The organism is Rhizobium leguminosarum bv. viciae USDA 2370 (assembly GCF_002008365.1).
Taxonomy (GTDB): Bacteria; Pseudomonadota; Alphaproteobacteria; order Rhizobiales; family Rhizobiaceae; genus Rhizobium; species Rhizobium leguminosarum.
The window spans coordinates 198,830-218,415 of sequence record NZ_MRDL01000022.1 but is presented as its reverse complement, the minus strand read 5'-3'; the positions used below and the strand labels follow the sequence as shown (position 1 = coordinate 218,415).

Here is a 19,586-nt window from a genome sequence, read left to right as displayed (position 1 = left end):
AAAGGAATGCGGATCGCTACTGCTCAATCCGCACCTTTCACGAAACGTGGTAAACAAGCCGTTAATGTCGATGGGAATTTTTTAACGTTTGTGTTCCAAACGCCGTTTTTGGCGGCAATTGCCCCCGAACGCGTCACATCGAATGGCGACGGCGCGCTCAGGCGGGCCGGGGATATTGCAGCTCGATCTTCACGCCTTCGGGCCCGTAAACAAAGACCTGGCCGAGATCGGTGTCGGGAATATCGTAATATTCATAGCGATAGCCGCCCGCCTTGATGCGCTCCAGCGCCGGCCCGAATTCGTAAAGGCTGAAGGCGACATGGTTGAAGATGCCGGGTGGAAAATCGGTGGCGCGCGATGTCAGGCTGAGATGGATGACCGGGCGGTCGTCCAGATAGAGCCAATGGCCGGGCGAGGGAAAGGGCGGCCGATAGCCTTCCCTGACGCCGAGCACGGCTTCCAGGAAGCCGATCATCCCAGGCGCATCGCGGGTCTCGATGGTGACATGGTCGAGGCGCGGCATTGGTATCCTCCCAGCCAGCGTTGACGGCAAAGTCTAGCCTGTTTGAAACCGCCGCGAAAGTTGCCTTGTTCGCCGTTAGCAGGGGCTCAGAAGCTCTCCGTCCAGGGCCGGACTTCCACCTCCAGCGACCACGCACTGCGGTGCTGGCGGAGCACGTCGATATAGGTCTGGGCGATCGCCTCCGGCAGCAGCGTGCCATCCGGCTTCTCCACCCGGTCCGGCCGGATCTGCGAGCGCACGGCGCCGTCGATGACGAAATGGGCAACATGGATACCCATCGGCCCGAGTTCGCGGGCGGCACTCTGGGCAAGGCCGCGCAGCGCGAACTTGCCCATGGCGAAGGGGGCCGATTGCGCAAAGCCCTTCACGCTTGCCGACGCGCCGGTGATCAGGATGGCGCCGCGGCCGCGCGGGATCATTCGCCGCGCTGCCTGCTGCACCACCAGGAAACCGCCGAAGGCGGTGGTCGCGATCGCCTTTTCCACCTCGGCGGGATCGAGTTCGGCGAGCGGGCCGCGCAGGCGGGCGCTGGCATTGAAGATCACCACGTCGGGCCCGCCGATCGCGCCAGCAGCCTCGTCGAACAGCGCCGCGACGCTCTCCGGCTGCGAGACGTCTGTTGTAAAGGCGCTGGCGTCGGTCTCCTCGATGAGCCCTTGCAGTTTCTCGATATTGCGGGCGGCGAGCCCGACCTTGACGCCCTGCGCCGACAATTGCCGGGCAAGCGATGCGCTGATGCCGGAGCCGGCGCCGACGATGAGTGCGCTCTCATAGGGAAAGTCGATCATGATATCTTCCTCGATGGATCGTCCGAAAGACGTAGGAAGCCTGAGCGGCTGGCGCTACAGCCCGATTGAAATTTCAGTCGCCGAATCGATTGAATAGGAACTGATGCGCGTGCGAGGGATCAAGGAAAGACCTGTCTCTCCTGCCGAGTCGTTGAAGGCGTCACAGTCCCTCGCGCAGAGGCGCTATCACGGCTTGTCGATCAAAAGAGGAGCTGCCAACGGCTTTGGTTTGTTGCCCTTGTAAAACATCCGTCGTGTCGCCGAACAGTAGCTCTTCGGGTCGTTTTGGGCTTCTTTCTCAAGCCGGGACATTTCTGATCGGAAATAGGGATCGAGTGGCGGATAGATACCGGTTCCGTACTGATACCCGGCGACGAAATCGGCATTTAGTTCGAGCTTCCCACAATACATAACCGCAACGGCCGCCCCGGCTGCAAAGGTCAGAAACTGCTCTTTCGACAATTTGGGATGGAGCGCCGGTTCCTCCGCAAATGCCGCTGAACAAGTGATCAGCAATCCTATTGTGGCACCAATTATCTGTTTCAAATGATTTCCCGAACGAGCTATTTCATACATTCCGGTATAGCAGCCGGCCACTGAACCATCGCAACCAACTTATCGCGATGGTTAAGACAGCACTACTGACCTACTGCGCTGCAACGGTTTGTTCTCGCCGGCCCTCCGTTCGCGCGGTTACAAACGCTACCGCTTTGACTCCTTTCCGCGGTGGACAAGGAAGATGAGATGGCGTCTCCTCCCAGCGCCGCATGCCCGCGGATTCGTGCTCTCGAATTTTTTCAAGAAAAGACTTCACAACTGCAGAATTTGACGTTTACGCAAACGTCAATATTTTGTAAGACAGTGCCCAAGGCCGGCGCGAGCCGGTCAGCCGAATGGGAGGAATTCGAGAGATGCCAGTCTACAAGGCCCCGGTGAACGATACGCTCTTCGTCCTGAACGACGTGCTGGGCCTCGAACGCTACAACAATCTGCCCGGTTTTGCCGACGCGACCCCCGATATGATCGAAGCGATCCTCGGCGAGGCCGGACGGGTTGCCGAGGAAGTTCTCTTTCCGCTGAACTATTCCGGCGATCAGGAAGGCTGCACGCGCCACGATGATGCCAGCGTCTCGACGCCGAAGGGCTTCAAGGAGGCTTACAAGGCCTATCGCGACGGCGGCTGGATCGGTCTTGCGGTGCCGGAGGAATTCGGCGGGCAGGGGCTTCCCTACACGCTGCATACCGCCGTCGGCGAATATACCTCGGCCGCCAACATGTCGCTGATGATGTATCCCGGCCTGACCCAGGGCGCGATCGCCGCGCTGCTCGTCCACGGCTCCGACGAGCAGAAGGCCACCTATCTGCCGAGGATGGTGGATGGCACGTGGTCCGGCACCATGAACCTCACCGAGCCGCATTGCGGCACCGATCTCGGCATGCTGCGCACCAAGGCAGTGCCGCAGGCTGACGGCAGCTACAAAATATCAGGCCAGAAGATCTTCATCTCCGCCGGCGAGCATGACCTGACCGACAATGTCATCCATCTGGTGCTCGCCCGCATCGAGGGTGCGCCTGAGGGCACCAAGGGCATCTCGCTCTTCATCGTTCCGAAATTCCTCGTCGGCGACGACGGCGCGCCGGGCGCCCGCAACGCTGTCTCTTGCGGCGCGATCGAGCACAAGATGGGCATCCACGCCAACGCCACCTGCGTCATGAATTACGACGAGGCAAAGGGTTTCCTGATTGGCGCCGAAAACCGTGGCCTCAACGCCATGTTTGTGATGATGAATGAGGCTCGCCTGATGGTTGGCCTGCAGGGCATCGCCATTTCCGAGATCGCCTATCAGAACGCCGCCAGCTACGCCCGTGATCGCATCCAGGGCCGCTCGCTGTCCGGCCCCAAGGCGCCGGACAAGAAGGCCGATCCGATCATCGTCCATCCGGATATTCGCCGCACGCTGATGACCATCCGCGCCTTCAACGAGGCCGGCCGCGCCTTCCTGCTCTGGACCGCGCTCAAATCTGATATCGCCCACCGCGCCACCGACGAGAAGGAGCGCCAGACGGCCGACGATATTCTCGGCCTCGTCACCCCGATCCTCAAGGGCGTGATGACCGACAAGGGCTTCGATCATGCCGTCATGGCCCAACAGGTCTTCGGCGGCCACGGCTATATCGAAGAACACGGCATGAGCCAGTATGTGCGCGATGCCCGCATCGCCATGATCTATGAAGGCGCCAACGGCATTCAGGCGCTCGATCTCGTCGGCCGCAAGCTGGCCCTGAACGGCGGCCGCGCCGCCATGGCCCTGTTCAAGGAGATCGGCGATTTCTGCGAGGAGAACCGCAACAATGAAAAGCTCTCCTTCTTCACCAAGCATCTGAAGAAGGGCTTGAACGACGTCCAGGGCGCGACCATGTGGTTCATGCAGAACGCCATGGCCAAGCCCGACAATGCCGGCGCCGGCTCGACCGACTACATGCACCTCTTCGGCCTCGTCATTCTCGGCTATATGTGGGCGAAGATGGCGAAAGCCGCCGAAGATGGCCTTGCATCAGGCGATGCCGCCCGCGAGGATTACCTGAAGAACAAGCTGATCACCGCCCGCTTCTTCATGGAACGTCTGATGCCGGAAACCGCGCTTCGCAAGGCACGCATCGAGGCCGGCGCCGACACGATGATGGAACTGGCCGCCGAAGCGTTTTGATTGTGTCCCTCTTCTCCCCAGCGGGGAGAAGGTGGCCCAAAGGGCCGGATGAGGGCGCGCGCCGCAGGCGCGTCTTTCTTCTAGCTCCGGCTTTGCCGGAGACCCCTCAGGGAAGAACGAAATTCACCGGCGCCGCCGCGCCGTCAGGGAGATGAGACAATGACCGAGGTTTTCATTTACGACCACGTGCGTACGCCGCGCGGCCGCGGCAAGAAGGACGGCGCCCTTCATGAGGTGCCCTCCGTCCGCCTCGCGGCAAAGACGCTGGAGGCAATCCGCGATCGCAACGGGCTGAATACGGAAACGGTCGACGACATCATCATGGGCTGCGTCGATCCGGTGATGGATGCCGGTGCCGTCATCCCCAAGGCCGCCGCCTTCGAAGCCGGTTACTCCACGAAGGCGCCCGGCATGCAGATCTCCCGCTTCTGCGCCTCCGGCCTCGATGCCGTTAATTTCGGTGCGGGCAAGATCGCCCAAGGGGCCGACGACATCGTCATCGCGGGCGGCGTCGAAAGCATGTCCCGCGTCGGCCTCGGCATGTCCGGCGGCGCCTGGTTCATGGATCCTTCCGTGAATTTCCCGGCCTATTTCATGCCGCAGGGCGTCTCGGCCGATCTGATCGCCACCAAATACGGCTTCAGCAGAACCGATGTTGACGCTTACGCGGTCGAAAGCCAGAAGCGTGCCGCCCATGCCTGGGAAAAGGGCTGGTTCGACAAGTCGGTCATCTCGGTCAAGGATCAGAACGGCCTGACGATCCTGGCAAAGGACGAACACATGCGCCCCGGCACGGATATGCAGGCGCTCGCCTCCCTCAATCCGTCCTTCCAGATGCCCGGCGAGATGGGCGGCTTCGAGGCCGTCGGCATCCAGGCCCATCCGGAGATCGAACGCATCAACTATGTCCACCATGCCGGCAATTCCTCCGGCATCGTCGATGGCGCCAGCGTCGTCCTGCTCGGCTCCAAAGCCGGCGGTGAGAGCATGGGCATAAAGCCGCGCGCCCGCATCAAGGCTTTCGCCAATATCGGCTCGGATCCGGCCCTGATGCTGACCGGGCCTGTCGACGTCACCGAGAAACTGTTGAAACGATCAGGCATGAACCTTGCCGACATCGACCTCTTCGAACTCAACGAGGCTTTCGCTGCCGTGGTGCTGCGCTACATGCAGGCCTTCGACATCGATCACAACAGGATCAACGTCAATGGCGGCGCCATCGCCATGGGCCATCCGCTCGGCGCCACCGGCGCGATGATCCTCGGCACGGTGCTGGACGAACTTGAGCGCCGCGACCTCAACACCGCGCTGGTGACGCTCTGCATCGGCGCCGGCATGGGCACGGCAACGGTTATCGAAAGGGTCTGACGATGGGCTTCAACACCGGCACGATCGAAACCGAATATGCCGAGGTCACCGAGCACTGGTCGCCCCGCGTCATCGCCGATCTCAACGGCCAGAGCGTCAAGCTCGCCAAGGTCCAGGGCCAGCTGACCTGGCATTCGCACCGCGACGAAGACGAGCTTTTTCTGATCTGGAAGGGGTCGCTTACCATCGAATATCGCGACCGCCCGCATGTGCATCTGAGCGCCGGTGATTTCCATGTCGTGCCGAGAGGTGTCGAGCATAATCCGGTTGCCGAGGAGGAATGCTGGATCGTGCTTTTCGAGCCGTCGCAGACCAAGCATACCGGCGATGTCGTCACCGAAAAGACGAAGACCTTAGACGCGCAGCGCAGCCATTTGCCGGCCTGATCGGGGAGGAAACCCAATGACCTACACCAATTTCACGCTCGAAACCGACGCCGACGGCATCGCTCTCGTCACCTGGGACATGCCCGGTAAATCGATGAACGTCTTCACCGCGGAGGTGATGGCAGAACTGGACGCCATCATCGACGCCACGACCGCCGATGCCGCCGTCAAGGGTGTCGTCTTCACCTCCGGCAAGTCCTCCTTCTCCGGCGGCGCCGATCTGTCGATGATCAAGTCGATGTTCAGTTCCTACCAGGAGGAGAAGGCAAAGAGTCCAGAGACGGCGGTGCAGAACCTCTTCGGTCTGGTCGGCCGCATGAGCGGCCTGTTCCGCAAACTCGAAACATCGGGCAAGCCCTGGGTGTCCGCCATCAACGGCACCTGCATGGGCGGCGCCTTCGAACTGTCGCTCGCCTGCCACGGCCGCGTCGCCTCCAATGCCAAGAGCGTCAAGATCGCGCTGCCTGAGGTGAAGGTCGGCATCTTCCCCGGCGCTGGCGGCACGCAGCGTGTGCCGCGGTTGGCGAACGCCCAGGATGCGCTGCAGATGATGACGACGGGCCAGTCGCTGACCGGCTCCCGCGCCAAGGCGATGAACCTGGTGCATCAGGTGGTCGAACCGGATCAGCTCATCCCGGCCGCCAAGCAGATGATCAAGGATGGCCTGAAGCCGGTCGCCCCCTGGGACGAGAAGGGCTTCAAGGTACCGGGCGGCGGCATCTGGACGCCGGCTTCCGCCCAGCTCTGGCCGGCGGCGCCTGCGATCCTGCGCAGGGAAACATCGGGCAATTATCCGGCAGCGCTTGCCATCCTGAAATGCGTCTACGAAGGCCTGCAGGTGCCGTTCGACACCGGTCTGAAGATCGAGCAGCGTTATTTCACCGAGGTGCTGCAGACCCGTGAAGCCTTCTCGATGATCCGTTCGCTGTTCATCTCCATGCAGGAGCTCGGCAAGGGCGCCCGCCGCCCGGCCGGTCACCCCAAGACCGAGCTGAAACATATCGGCGTCGTCGGCGCCGGCTTCATGGGTGCCTCGATCGCTTATGTCACCGCCGCCGCCGGCATTTCCGTGACGTTGATCGACCGCGACATCGAAGCGGCGACCAAGGGCAAGACCGTCTCGGAAGGTCTGGTCAAGGATTCAGTCGGTAAGGGGCGTCTTACGCAGGATGAAGCAGCCGCACTGCTCTCCCGCATCACGCCGTCGGCCGACTATGCCGACCTCGCCAACGCCGATCTCGTCATCGAGGCGGTGTTCGAGGACCGGGAGGTGAAGAAATCGGTCATCGAGGCGGTCGAAGCCGTGCTGCCCGATGGCGCGATCTTTGCCTCCAATACCTCGACTCTGCCGATATCGGGTCTCGCCAAGAATTCGAAACGCCCGGCCGATTTCATCGGCATCCACTTCTTCTCGCCTGTCGAGAAGATGATGCTGACTGAGGTCATCTTGGGAAGCGACACCGGCGACAGGGCGCTGGCCGTCGCTCTTGATTATGTCGCAGCCATCAAGAAGACGCCGATCGTCGTCAACGACACCCGCGGCTTCTTCGTCAATCGCTGCGTGCTGCGCTACATGTCGGAAAGCTACGACATGTTGATCGAGGGCGTGCCGCCTGTCATGATCGAGAATGCCGCCAAGATGGCCGGCATGCCGGTTGGCCCCCTGGCGCTCAACGACGAGGTCGCCATCGACCTCTCGCTGAAAATCCTCAAAGCGACGGTCTCCGATCTCGGCGAAAAAGCCATCGACCCCAGGCATATGGAGCTCATCTCCCGCATGGTGGAAAAGGAAGGTCGCTTCGGCCGCAAGAATTCCAAGGGCTTCTACGACTATCCACCGAAACCGGCGAAGAAGTCCCTCTGGCCCGACCTCAAGACCTTCTACCCGCAGAAGCAGGCGGACGAGGTTGACGTCAACGTCCTGAAGCAACGCTTCCTCGTGACCATCGCGCTGGAAGCCGCCCGCACCGTGGAGGAAGGCATCGTCACCGATCCGCGCGAAGCGGATGTCGGGTCGATCCTGGGCTTTGGCTTCGCGCCCTACACCGGCGGAGCGCTGAGCTATATCGACGGGATGGGCGCGAAGGCTTTCGTGGAACTGGCTGAGAAGTTAGCAAGTACTTACGGAAGTCACTTCAAGCCGACGCCGCTGCTGAAGGACATGGCCGCCAAGGGCGAGACCTTTTACGGTCGGTTCGACCCCTATGCAAAGGTGGGGAAGGCGGCTTAGGCCGCCTTTTAAGCTGTGCCGCTCTTGCCGGGTTTCAAATGTTGAATGGGGCAGGGGGTGACGGCAATCCGTAATCGCCAAGCAACACACGCCTCGCTGTCACCCGGATCGGACCGCCCATGCAACCATCCACCGACATCCTCGCCTTCGCCGATCCATTGGAGTGGGAATATTGGCTCTGCGTGCATCACGCAGCATCGACCGGCGCCTGGCTGAAGATTGGTAAGAAAAATCCGAAACGAACTCTCATCAGCATCGATGAGGCGCTGGATGCGGCGCTCTGTTACGGCTGGATTGACAGCCAGCGCAAGGGGTTTGACGCGAACTCCTACCTGCAGCGTTATTCGCCCCGGCGCGCCAAAAGTCCGTGGTCCAAGCTCAATGTCGATCGGGTCACAGCACTCGCAGAAACCGGGCGCATGCGGCCCGCGGGGCTTGCCGAAGTCGCTGCCGCCAAAGCCGACGGACGCTGGGCTGTCGCCTACGCTCCACAACGCGATACCGGCCTACCGGACGATCTGGCGGCGGCGCTCGCTGAGAACGCTGCCGCTGGCGCTGCCTTTGCTCGGCTCGACAAGACCGGCCAATATGCAATCGTCCTGCCACTCCTGAAGGCAACGAGCCCGGAAGTGCGGGTCGCCCGCCTCGGCAAGGCGATCACCAGGTTGGCGCAGGCCGAATAGACGGTATTTCAGTTTCTGCAAAAAAATCGCCCCCGGTTTTCCGCGCCACGCGGCAGGGAAAGACCTGTCCGCGGTGTCTGAAACGTCACCGATTTCCCTTGGTGCGGCCTTGTCACGGACACAATTTCCGATTACATATCCGCGCATCGATCTTGCTAGATGAACTTTGAAACGGCCTCGCGTCGTTCCTGGCGAACTTCCTCCAAAATCGGTTTTCATCGCCGCTCGGCATTTGTTCGAGCTGCATTCTTCTATGAACGATTCGAAAAGGATATCGTCATGAGCACAGGTACCGTAAAGTGGTTCAACGCAACCAAGGGCTTCGGCTTCATTCAGCCGGATGACGGCGCAGCCGACGTTTTCGTCCACATCTCCGCCGTTGAACGCGCTGGCATGCGCGATCTCAAGGATGGCCAGAAGCTGTCTTACGAGCTCGTCCGCGACAACAAGTCCGGCAAGATGTCGGCAGACCGCCTCCAGGCGGCCTGAGCCTTCAAGGCTTTGAATATCATCTCCGGATCGTGACCACGGATGTACTGGCACGGTTCGTTGAGATAGCAGGGAAGGTCGGGTTAACCCGGCCTTTTTTTGTGTCTGGCAGGCGGATGCCGTGCCTTATCCGCTCGGTTTCCCAAGACATGCCGTGGTGAGTTATTCAGCCGCGGGACGCCTCATCCGCCTCCAGCATCTCCATGACCCGCGCCATCACCGCCCGCGCCGCATCGAGTTCGGCTGACGTGAAGGCGCCGCCCAGCCTGTCGGCCCATCCGGCTTGCGCGATCTCGATGACGCCGAGCCGCGCCGCCCCTTCTTCCGTCAGCCGCACCAGTTTGGCGCGCTGGTGCTGCGGATTGTCGGCATAGGCGATCAGCCCTTCACCCTCCAGTACATCGGCGAGCCGCTGCACGCCCTGGCGGGCGACGCCGAGCGCACGGGCGATCTGCGCCACCGACATGTTGCCGCGCCGCGCCGCGGCCAGCACCTGCCAGCGCGCGCTGGTTTGCCCTGCCGGCTTTGCCAAATGGTCGCCCGCCGCCGTCAGATGGCCGGCGAGGCGAAGGGCGGTGATCGCAAAAGCGGAAAAGGCATCCCCCTCCATCGTCCGCTCCGGTCGATTTTGTTTGACAACATGTTGTCTATTTTGTATCTCATCCATAATGACAATATATTGTCATATTCGGAGACTGAAGACAACGCCGAAGGAGGAGAGCGCCGTGAAGAAAACCTACAGAGGAAGCTGCCATTGCGGCAAAGTGCACTACGAGGTGGACATGGACCTCGACGAGGGCACCGGCCGCTGCAATTGTTCGATCTGCGCCAAGCGGCGCTATTGGGGCGCCAACGTCAAGCCGGAGGATTTCCGGCTGATGTGCGAAGAGGCGGAAACGGCCGACTATCAGTTCAACACCAGGAGCGGCCATCATCGCTTCTGCCGCACCTGCGGTGTATCAGCCTATGGCGACGGTTATGTCGAAGCGATTGGTGGCGCCTATGTCTCGATCAACATCGCCTGCCTTGACGATATCACCCCTGAGGAACTGGCAGCACTGCCTGTCCGTTACTCCGACGGCAGGCACGATGCCTGGTGGAACGAACCGGCGGTGACGAGTTATCTTTGAGGCAATTCCAGCAAAGCTGCGCAGCAGTCTTGCTGGAATTGCGCAAACGGAAATGCATCCCTGTCGGATCGTCCTCCTCCCCTTCGTCCTCTGTCCATAACGGAGAAGGAGAACGACCGTGAAAGATGAAGCGAATGCCAGGATCGAGGAAGAGGCAATCATCGCCATGCTGATGATGCGGGCAAAGGCGCTGGGTGAGAAGAACGCCAGCGACGCGCTTTCCTATGAGGCCGAGGATTCCGTCGAATTTTCGCTGGCGCCGCCGCTCGTCTATTGCGGCCAGGACGAGGCGGGTCTGCAAGCCTGGTTCGATACGTGGGAAGGCCCGATCGGCGGCGAGGTGCGCGATGCCAGACTGACGGCCGGAGAGGATGTCGCTTTCTGGAGCGGCCTCATGCGCATGACCGGGACCAAGACCGATGGCACCGAGGTCGATCTCTGGTTCCGCCAGACCCTCGGTCTCGTCAAGCAGGACGGCCGCTGGTTGGTTGCCCACCAGCACGCCTCGGTGCCCTTCGCCATGGATGGCAGCGGCCGGGCGCTGCTTGATCTGAAGCCGTGAACTGCATCCTCAGGCAGCGCTCTCCGCCACCCTGCGCCGGTCGGCGCGAATGCTCATCATCCCGACGCCCATCAACAGCAGGATCGCCGTCGCATAGATATCGGTCGTCAGCGCGTAGCCGGCCGATTTTGCCAGGAACCCGGCCAGGATCGCCGGCAGGCTGAAGGCGAGGTAGCTCTGGACGTAGAAGGCCGACAGCAGCCCGGCGCGCTCATCCGGTTTGGCGAGCGGCATGATCGTGCCGATCGAACCGAGGAAATTGGTGCCGAAACCGGCGCCGGTAAAAATCGTGCCGACGAGCAGCAGCGGCACATTGGCGAGATGTACGCCGGCAACGACGGTCAGGATGCCGAGCGTCTTGGCCGACACGCCGAAAGCCAGATTGGCCGATGCCGTCTTGCTGCGCCTGAGATAGACGGCGATCGCCCCGCTTACCATCAATGCGGTGACGACGGCCCCGCCGGTCAGCGGCGCCCGGCTGCCGGTCGTGGTGGCGACCAAGGACGGGACCAGCGAGAGATAGAAACCGGCAAGCGTCCAGTTGGCGATGTTGATCGGCGTCACCAGCGACAGCGGCCGCTTCACCTGCGGCGGAACGGTGACCCGCGGTATCAGCGAGCCGAGCGCGCCCGGCCGCGTGCCGCCGGTCTCGCCTATCAGCCAGATGGCGGCCGCCTGCAGCGTGAAGGCGACGAGCAGCAGCGCATAGATCAGATGCATCGGGAAGGGGCCGTATTGGATCAAGGCGCTGGTGCCGACCGCACCCACCGCCATGCCGGAAAGCGGCGCGATCGAGTTGACGATCTGTCCCTTTGCCCGGTCGACATCGACGAGCGCTGCTCCGAGCGAGGCGCCGGCGATTCCCGTTGCCAGCCCCTGCACGATCCGTGCTGCGATCAGCCAACCGGGACCGCTGGCGACAACGAAGAGCGCCATGGCGACGATTTCGAGCACGAGGGCGAAAAAGATCACCGGCTTGCGGCCGAGATGATCTGAGATCGAACCGGCGGTCAGCAGCGCCGCCAGCAGCGCGAAGGCATAGACCGCAAAGATCACCGTGATCAGCACCGGCGAGACGGAAAAGTTTTCCTGATAGATCCGGTAGAGCGGCGTCGGCGCCGCGGAGGCGCCGAAGAAGGTCGCGAGCGTCAGCGCATGAAAGCCGATCGAGGGGCGTGGCGAATTCTCGGTGGATTTGGCTGCGGCGAACATATATAAGCCCCTTAAAGCTAAGCCGTTGCGTTAGCTTATGTAGAGCTGGCGCCTCATAAAAGCAAATTATTTGCGTTAATAATTCTATCAAAGATTTTGAACCAACGGTGTCAAGGGGCGAAAGTCGGGTTGCAGGCATGACAGTCAAAGAGAACCTCCGTCCGGGCGGCAGAAGCGCCCGGGTTCAGGCATCGGTGCACAAGGCAGTCCGTGAGCTGCTGGCGGAGATGAGCCGCGCCGAGGTCACGATCCCGCTGATCGCCGGCAAGGCGGGGGTGACGCCGTCGACCATCTATCGCCGCTGGGGCGACCTGCAACAGCTTCTCGCCGATGTCGCCGTCGATCGGCTGCGGCCGGATATGCAGCCGATCGATGCCGGCAGCGGCAAGGCCGATCTGGAAGCTTGGGCCGAGCAATATGCCGAGGAAATGTCCTCCGGCCCGGGCCGCGAGATGATCCGCGACGTATTGGCGGCGCAAGCGAGCGCAAATGCCTGTAAATGCGCTGAATTTACCCGCCAGCAGGTCGGTCTCATCGCCGAGAGGGCGAAGGCCCGCGGCGAGGCCTTTCCGGATGTCGAGCGCGTCATGGATCAGGTCGTGGCGCCGATCATGTACCGCATCCTGTTCGGCGATGTGCCGGATGCAGCGCGCGTGCGCGATCTCGTCTCGCGCGTCATGGGCGCGCCGCTGTAGGCTGCCTCTTACTCCGCAGCTGCGCGCTTGAGGCCGGAAATCTGGGTGATATAGGCGCGCAGCGCCGCCGGCCGCACCGGCTTGTGCTGAACGGCGATGCCGTATCGCTCGGCCTCGCTGCGCACCTCCGGCGTGCGGTCGGCCGTGATCAGCAAAGCGGGGATATCGGCGCCGAACTGCCGGCGCAGATGCAGGATTGCGGCAATGCCGGTGCCGTCGCCGAGATGATAATCGGCGATGACGATATCAGGCGCTCCCTCCTGGCCATCGACGGCGGTGACGTCGGCGAGGCAATCCAGCGCCTCCACCTCGCAGCCCCAGCCGCTGATCAACAGCCGCATGCCTTCGAGGATCTTCGGCTCATTGTCGATGCAGAGGATCTTCAACCCGCTCAGCGGCTGCCCCGGACGGTCGGCAGGCGTGATTGCCGCTGTGGCCGCGGCCGGGCGCGAGACGTCGAGCGGCATGGCGATACGGAATTCCGTGCCCTTGCCATGTGTCGACTGCAGCTCGACCGGATGGTTGAGGACGCGGGCGATGCGGTCGACAATCGACAGGCCGAGCCCGAGGCCGGAGGCGGTTTTCGCACCTTCGTCCAGCCGCGCGAATTCCTTGAACACGGTGCGGAATTTCGACGGTGGGATGCCGATGCCGGAATCGATCACCTGGATGATCACCTGGTTGCCGCGCCGCCGCGCTCCGACCAGCACCTTGCCTGAGATCGTGTATTTGATGGCGTTGGAAACCAGGTTCTGCACCAGCCGGCGCAGAAGATTGGGGTCGGAGCGGACCCTGAGCGACGTCGGCATCACCACCAGCTTCAGCTGCTTTTCGCGGGCGATCGGCGCGAAATCGGTCTGGATACGCTCCAGCAGGTCGGAGAGCGCGACGGAGGCGAGCCGCGGCCGCATGGCGCCGGTATCGAGCCTGGAGATATCGAGCACCGCCCCGAGAATGGTCTCGACCGATTCCAAAGCGGAATCGATGTTGCGCACGATCGGGCTGTTCTCGGATTGCGCCATGCGTTCGACCAGTGCCGAGGAATAGAGCCTGGCGGCATTGAGCGGCTGCAGGATATCGTGGCCGGCGGCGGCGAAAAAGCGTGTCTTGCCGATATTCGCCTCGTCGGCGGCGGCGCGTGCCTCGCCGAGTTCGCGGTTGACCCGGGTAAGCTCGGCCGTGCGTTCGGCGACGCGCTGTTCCAGCGTCTCATTCGCCTGTTTCAGTGCCTGGTCGGCGCTGACGCGCTGGGTGATATCGGTGAAGGTGGCGACGATGCCCTTGTCCGGCATCGCATTGGAGCGCACCTCGATGATCCGCTCGCCGCCGCCGAGCACCAGTGAAAAGGGTTTGTCGAGCGTCAGGAAATGCCGCACCGTCTGGCTGAGATCGCCGGGCGCGATGTCGCCGCGCTGGCTGAGCGTGGTGACGATATCGGACAAGGGGAAACCAACCTGGCCGGCACTTTCCGGCAGATCCAGCAATTGCCGGAAGCGCCGGTTCCAGATCGTCAGCCGGTTGGAACTGTCGAAGACGGCAATGCCCTGGTCCATCTGCGAAAGCGCCGTCTGCAGCATGTCCTGGTTATATTGCAGCGCCTCGCTCGCCTGATCGAGCAGCCAGGCCGTGTCGGAAGAGGCATCCTCGATCTTCTGCAGGATCAACGACAGCACCAGCCGGGCCGAGGACGAGCCGATGGCGCTGCCGAGCAGCTGTTCGCTGAAATGGATGAGCGCCATGTCGGCCGGCTGCTCATCCTCCAGCTTGCGGCCAGAGCTTTGTTCGTAGGTCGTGAAAGAACGCTGCATGCGTTCCTCGCCGAGATAACGTGAGATCGCCGCCTTGAGATCGCCGACGCTGATGCGGGTCTTCCAGCCGCGTGTGGCAAATTGCGAGCGCGAATGCCGCTTGACGAAGATGCCGGCCTGAATGCGTTCCAGCGGCTTGGCGTTGCGGGTGAGCGAGCCGACGACGAAGAAGGCGGTGTTGACGAGCAGGCTCATCGCCGTCGCATTGACCAGCGGATCGGCGTCGGCTGCGGTGAATAGCGAGGTCCCGGGAAAGATGAAGCCGAGCACGGCGCTCGCCACATAGGAATAATCGGGCCCGCCGAGCGAGGGCAGGAACAGCAGGTAGACCCAGATCACGAAGCCGGAGGTCAGCCCGAGGATCGCGCCGCGCGCGTTCGCCCGTCGCCAGATCAGCCCGCCGAACAGCGCTGGGGCGATTTGCGCGATCGCGGCAAAGGAAAGAAGGCCGATCGAGGCAAGGCCAGCGGTGCTGTCGGTCGAACGGTAATAGGCGTAGCCGAACAGCAGCACGGCGAAGATGGCACTGCGGCGGATGTTGAGCAGCGTCTTGGCAAAATTGTCGCGCTGGCTGGCGCGGCCGGCAAGTTTGTGCCTGAGGAAGATCGGCATGATGATGTCGTTCGACACCATGATCGACAATGCAACGGAATCGACGATGACCATCGCCGTTGCGGCGGAGAAGCCGCCGATGAAGATGATCAGCGACACGACCGGCATCTGACCGGCAAGCGGCAGCGACAGCATGTAGAAATCGGCATTGCCGGTGCCGCCGAAGGTCAGCAGCCCGCCGATCGCCACCGGCAGCACGAAGAGATTGATGGCGATGAGATAGCTGGGAAACAGGAAGCCTGCGAGTTTCAGCTGTTTCGGGGTTCGGTTTTCGACAACCGTCACGTGGAATTGCCGCGGCAGCAGGATGATCGCGAAAGCCGACAAGATGATCAGGGTGATCCAGCGGCTGATCGGCGTATGGTAGCTGAGCGCCGACATGACCAGCTCATTGTCGACGGTCTTGCGCCAGAGATCAGTCGGGCCATCGAAGAGAAACCAGATGACGCAGACGCCCGCCGTCAGGAAGGCGACGAGCTTGACGACGGATTCCATCGAGACGGCGAGGATCAGCCCATCCTGATGCTCCGTCGCATCCGTATGCCGCGTGCCGAACATGATGGCGAAGCAGGCAAGCACCAGCGTTGCGACGAGCGGCAGGTCGAGGAAATAGAGATTGCCGCTGCCGATGCCGTAATCGGACGGATTGACCATGGCGCTGACCGTGCTCGAGATCGCCTTGAGCTGCAGCGCGATATAAGGAATGGCGCCGATCAGCGAGATCAGGGCGACGATCGTGGCAACCGTCGGGTTCTTGCCGTAGCGCGCGGCGACAAAATCGGCGACCGAGGTGAGCTTCTCCGCCTTGGCGAGCTCGATGATGCGGCGAAGCAACGGCATGCCGAGCGTGAAGACCAGGATGGGGCCGATATAGATGCCGGCAAATTCCAGGCCGCGCTGCGCCGCAAGCCCGACGCTGCCGAAATAGGTCCAGGAGGTGCAGTAGATCGCAAGGCTCAGCGCATAGACCACCGGCCATCCGCCTTCCAGCGTGCCGGGGCCGCGGTCGAGCGTGCTCGGGCTGCGGTTCTTGCGGTCGCCATAGCTCGCCACGGCGAAAAGCAGGAGCAGATAGCCGAAGGCAGACGCGAATATGACCCAGCCTGGAAGCATTGACCCTCCGCCGGCGGAAAACCCGCCGGGACCTCCCGCAACGTGGGTCAGCTTAAGTTATTTCAAGCACTTTGAGAATTCCCGCCGGTCTAGGCCTTAAGTCAAAGACCGCACGGGGTATCCCCAAATAATTGCGATTGCCGATTGATTAATTGCAATGAAGATGTAGCTAGTAAAAACAATTGTATCAAAGGGAGACGGATCCGATGCTCAATGAGTTTAAGGCCTTTATCGCCCGCGGCAATGTCATGGATCTTGCAGTCGGCGTCATCATCGGCGGCGCCTTCGGTGGCATCGTCAAATCTTTGGTGGATGACCTCATTATGCCGATCGTCGGCGCCATTTTCGGCGGTTTCGATTTTTCGAATTACTTCCTCCCACTGTCGTCGGCCGTCAACGCACAGTCGCTCGCCGCCGCCCGCGAGCAGGGAGCGGTGTTTGCCTATGGCAGTTTCCTCACCGTGCTCATCAACTTCCTCATTCTCGCCTGGATCATCTTCCTGATGGTCAAGGGCGTAAACACCCTGCGTGCCCAGGTCGAGCGCCAGGAAAAGGTGGCACCGGAAGAGCTGCCAGCGCCGCCGGCAGACGTTCAGCTGCTGACGGAAATCCGCGATCTTCTCGCCACGCGCCCGACGGCTTGATCCGGGCTGGAGCCCGTCCGCTCCGGCCGGGCTCAATCATCACGAAAATAGATATGCTATCACTGGATGTCATGGGATTTGCCGGCCCAAATCCGCTATGAAGGCGGAAACCGGAGATATGCATGTCGATCGTGAGCAGCCTCAGCCCGCGCGCCGTAGCGGCGCCCGAAAGCGGGATCGTCGAAGTCGTCAATTATGCCCGTGGCCGCGAAGGTCTGCTGCCGCTCTGGGTGGGTGAAGGCGATCTGCCGACGCCCGATTTCATCAGCAGGGCGGCGATGGACGCGCTGGCCGCCGGCGAGACCTTCTACACCTGGCAGCGCGGCATTCCGGAGCTTCGCCAGGCGCTTTCGGATTATTACACCAGACATTTCGGAATCCGGCTTCCGATCGAGCATTTCTACGTCACCGGTTCCGGCATGCAGGCGATCCAGATCGCCGTGCAGGCGCTGACCTCGCCGGGTGACGAACTGGTTTACCTCTCGCCTTCCTGGCCGAATATCGCCGCCGCTCTCGAAATATCCGGTGCGCGCTCCGTCGGTGTTGAGCTGCAGTTCGAAGGCGGTAAATGGGTGGTCGACCTTGACCGCATCGAAACCGCGATCACGCCGAAGACCAAAGGCATCTTCATCAACACGCCGTCGAACCCGACGGGTTGGACGGCCACGAAACAGGATCTTCGCGATATCCTGGCGCTTGCCCGCAGGCACGACCTCTGGATCATGGCGGATGAAATCTACGCCCGCTATTACTTTGCCGGTGGCCGCGCGCCCTCTTTCCTCGATGTGATGGAACCTGATGACAAGATCATCTTCGTCAATTCCTTCTCGAAGAACTGGTCGATGACCGGCTGGCGCGTCGGCTGGATTGTCGCGCCGCCGGAGATGGGTCAGGTGCTCGAAAACCTCATCCAATATTCGACATCGGGAGTGGCGCAGTTCATGCAAAAGGGCGCCGTCGCAGCCCTTGATCAAGGCGACGATTTCGTCGCTGCCAATATCGCCAAGGCGGCCCGCTCCCGCGATATTCTCTGCGATGCGCTGATCGCCACCAATCGGGTCGAGACGCTGAAGCCGGACGGCGCAATCTACGCCTTCCTGAAGATCGACGGCGTCGCCGACAGCCGCAGGGCAGCGCTCGACATCGTCGACAAGACAGGCGTTGGCCTTGCCCCCGGAACGGCCTTCGGCCGAGGCGGCGAACTCTTCCTGCGCGCCTGTTTCCTGCGTGACCCCACGCAGGTAGCGACCGCAGCCGAGCGTCTCTGCGACTATATCCTCAAGCTCTGAGAAGCACTGGCCGCAACAGGTATCGTGGCGGGTGCCGGATCGAATTTGTGCCGGAATCGCCGGATCGATAAAACTCTAGCAAAGCCCGAAATCGGCCTCTAACCACAACTCCAAACATACCCGTTCAAAGCCCCTTGAAAGGCCATTCGATAAGAAAATTGGAAAGAAAAACCGGCGCCTGATGCCCCTGCTTATAAAAACGAAAGCAGGGATGCGGGACATGGCGGTTTTGGTGACGGGCGGCGCCGGATATATCGGCAGTCACATGGTGTGGGCGCTGCTGGATGCGGGCGAGGATGTGGTCGTGCTCGATCGCCTCTCCACAGGCTTTCGCTGGGCCGTGGCGCCGGCGGCGCGTTTTTATCTCGGCGACATTGCCGACCCCGACATACTGAAAAAGGTCTTCATTGAAAACGACATCGAGGCGATCATCCATTTCGCCGGCTCCGCCGTCGTCCCGGTCTCGGTCGCCGATCCGCTCTCTTATTACGACAACAATTCCGGCAAGACCCGGGCGCTTCTGAGTGCTTCGGTCAAGGCCGGTATCCGCAACTTCGTCTTCTCCTCGACGGCGGCCGTCTATGGTCAGCAAAAGACCGACCTGCCGGTGAAGGAGACCGCCCCCCTCAATCCGGAAAATCCTTACGGCCAGTCGAAGCTGATGACCGAGTTCATGCTGCGCGATGCCGCCGCCGCCTATGATTTCAACTATGTCGCGCTTCGTTACTTCAACGTCGCCGGCGCCGACCCCCACCACCGTGCCGGCCAGTCGACGTCAGGCGCCACGCACCTCATCAAGGTCGCCTGCGAGGCAGCACTCGGCAGGCGCGACAGCGTCAATGTCTACGGCATCGATTATCCCACCCATGACGGCACCGGCGTGCGCGACTACATCCATGTCAGCGATCTCACGGATGCACATCTGAAAGCGCTGCAGCACCTGCGCAGAGGCAAGGGCTCGCTCGTCGCCAATTGTGGTTACGGCAGCGGCTATTCCGTGCTCGACGTGTTGAACATGGTCACCCGCCTGCATGGGCATTCCTTCAAGATCCATATGGCGCCGCGGCGCGCCGGCGATTCGGCAAGCGTCGTCGCAGACGCTTCGCTCGCTCGGCAAGTGCTCGACTGGAAGCCCAGATACGATTCGCTCGAAACCATCGTTCAGAGCTCGCTCGATTGGGAACTGTTCCTGTCGAACAAGAGCGTCGACGACCTGCACAGCATCCACCGGGCACTCGCCGCCGCTTCTTTCTGATGCTGGAGCCTGTTTACGGTCCCCGCCCATGCGGGGGCCCAATGCCGTTACGTGAATAAGGAAAAATCAAGCTTTCTCTGGCTGGCAATGG

Annotated in this window: 18 protein-coding genes; 12 read left to right on the top strand and 6 right to left on the bottom strand. The window is 61.8% G+C overall.

Annotated features, from left to right (window positions below; translation table 11 throughout):
* Positions 1–157: 157 nt before the first annotated feature.
* The 3 genes from BS629_RS10130 to BS629_RS10120 form a co-directional block, all read right to left on the bottom strand.
* Complete coding sequence (locus tag BS629_RS10130) at positions 158–523, bottom strand: VOC family protein (RefSeq protein ID WP_018244679.1); 366 nt, start codon at positions 521–523, stop codon at positions 158–160.
* An 86-nt stretch (positions 524–609) separates the two neighbouring features.
* The gene (locus BS629_RS10125; protein ID WP_018244680.1) at positions 610–1,311 is read right to left on the bottom strand and encodes an SDR family NAD(P)-dependent oxidoreductase; all 702 of its coding nucleotides are present in this window, start codon (positions 1,309–1,311) and stop codon (positions 610–612) included.
* 186 nt (positions 1,312–1,497) lie between these two features.
* Entirely contained in the window at positions 1,498–1,857 is a 360-nt protein-coding gene (locus BS629_RS10120; protein WP_018244682.1) for a hypothetical protein, read from the bottom strand.
* A 365-nt stretch (positions 1,858–2,222) separates the two neighbouring features.
* Here BS629_RS10120 and BS629_RS10115 point away from each other — a divergent pair, with 365 nt between their 5' ends.
* The 6 genes from BS629_RS10115 (at position 2,223) to BS629_RS10090 (ending at position 9,175) form a co-directional block, all read left to right on the top strand.
* Positions 2,223–4,019 carry an acyl-CoA dehydrogenase C-terminal domain-containing protein gene (locus BS629_RS10115; protein ID WP_018244683.1) on the top strand — a complete coding sequence of 599 codons (1,797 nt, stop codon included), beginning with the start codon at positions 2,223–2,225 and terminating at the stop codon, positions 4,017–4,019.
* 159 nt (positions 4,020–4,178) lie between these two features.
* Positions 4,179–5,387 carry an acetyl-CoA C-acetyltransferase gene (locus BS629_RS10110; RefSeq protein ID WP_018244684.1) on the top strand — a complete coding sequence of 403 codons (1,209 nt, stop codon included), beginning with the start codon at positions 4,179–4,181 and terminating at the stop codon, positions 5,385–5,387.
* A 2-nt stretch (positions 5,388–5,389) separates the two neighbouring features.
* Positions 5,390–5,773 carry a cupin domain-containing protein gene (locus BS629_RS10105; RefSeq protein ID WP_017990215.1) on the top strand — a complete coding sequence of 128 codons (384 nt, stop codon included), beginning with the start codon at positions 5,390–5,392 and terminating at the stop codon, positions 5,771–5,773.
* A 16-nt stretch (positions 5,774–5,789) separates the two neighbouring features.
* Entirely contained in the window at positions 5,790–8,003 is a 2,214-nt protein-coding gene (locus BS629_RS10100) for an FAD-dependent oxidoreductase (protein WP_018244685.1), read from the top strand.
* A 119-nt stretch (positions 8,004–8,122) separates the two neighbouring features.
* Positions 8,123–8,686, top strand: coding sequence for a YdeI/OmpD-associated family protein (locus BS629_RS10095; RefSeq protein WP_018244686.1), 564 nt, complete (start codon positions 8,123–8,125; stop codon positions 8,684–8,686).
* Positions 8,687–8,965: 279 nt separating this feature from the next.
* Positions 8,966–9,175, top strand: a complete 210-nt coding sequence (locus tag BS629_RS10090) for a cold-shock protein (protein ID WP_003545273.1) — start codon at positions 8,966–8,968, stop codon at positions 9,173–9,175.
* A 166-nt stretch (positions 9,176–9,341) separates the two neighbouring features.
* Here the strand turns inward: BS629_RS10090 and BS629_RS10085 are convergent, their stop codons facing one another.
* Positions 9,342–9,842 (bottom strand): MarR family winged helix-turn-helix transcriptional regulator, encoded by a 501-nt coding sequence (locus tag BS629_RS10085; protein WP_018244688.1) that lies wholly within the window; start codon positions 9,840–9,842, stop codon positions 9,342–9,344.
* Positions 9,843–9,900: 58 nt separating this feature from the next.
* Between BS629_RS10085 and BS629_RS10080 the strand changes: the two genes are divergently transcribed.
* Both BS629_RS10080 and BS629_RS10075 read left to right on the top strand, forming a co-directional pair.
* Entirely contained in the window at positions 9,901–10,305 is a 405-nt protein-coding gene (locus BS629_RS10080) for a GFA family protein (protein WP_018244689.1), read from the top strand.
* 118 nt (positions 10,306–10,423) lie between these two features.
* A complete protein-coding gene (locus tag BS629_RS10075) occupies positions 10,424–10,867 on the top strand; it encodes a YybH family protein (RefSeq protein WP_018244690.1) in 444 nt (147 codons plus the stop codon).
* A gap of 9 nt (positions 10,868–10,876) precedes the next feature.
* Here BS629_RS10075 and BS629_RS10070 read toward each other — a convergent pair whose 3' ends face one another.
* A complete protein-coding gene (locus tag BS629_RS10070) occupies positions 10,877–12,079 on the bottom strand; it encodes an MFS transporter (RefSeq protein ID WP_018244691.1) in 1,203 nt (400 codons plus the stop codon).
* Positions 12,080–12,216: 137 nt separating this feature from the next.
* Between BS629_RS10070 and BS629_RS10065 the strand changes: the two genes are divergently transcribed.
* Entirely contained in the window at positions 12,217–12,774 is a 558-nt protein-coding gene (locus BS629_RS10065) for a TetR/AcrR family transcriptional regulator (RefSeq protein WP_018244692.1), read from the top strand.
* A gap of 8 nt (positions 12,775–12,782) precedes the next feature.
* Here BS629_RS10065 and BS629_RS10060 read toward each other — a convergent pair whose 3' ends face one another.
* Positions 12,783–16,307 (bottom strand): hybrid sensor histidine kinase/response regulator, encoded by a 3,525-nt coding sequence (locus BS629_RS10060; RefSeq protein WP_018244693.1) that lies wholly within the window; start codon positions 16,305–16,307, stop codon positions 12,783–12,785.
* Between the two features lie 206 nt (positions 16,308–16,513).
* On the opposite strand from BS629_RS10060, the gene mscL reads away from it, so the two are divergent.
* The 3 genes from mscL (at position 16,514) to galE (ending at position 19,495) form a co-directional block, all read left to right on the top strand.
* Positions 16,514–16,951 (top strand): large conductance mechanosensitive channel protein MscL, encoded by a 438-nt coding sequence (gene mscL, locus BS629_RS10055; RefSeq protein WP_012755977.1) that lies wholly within the window; start codon positions 16,514–16,516, stop codon positions 16,949–16,951.
* 122 nt (positions 16,952–17,073) lie between these two features.
* Entirely contained in the window at positions 17,074–18,240 is a 1,167-nt protein-coding gene (locus BS629_RS10050) for a pyridoxal phosphate-dependent aminotransferase (RefSeq protein WP_018244694.1), read from the top strand.
* 220 nt (positions 18,241–18,460) lie between these two features.
* Positions 18,461–19,495 carry a UDP-glucose 4-epimerase GalE gene (gene galE, locus BS629_RS10045; RefSeq protein WP_026188615.1) on the top strand — a complete coding sequence of 345 codons (1,035 nt, stop codon included), beginning with the start codon at positions 18,461–18,463 and terminating at the stop codon, positions 19,493–19,495.
* The last annotated feature ends 91 nt before the right edge of the window (positions 19,496–19,586 follow it).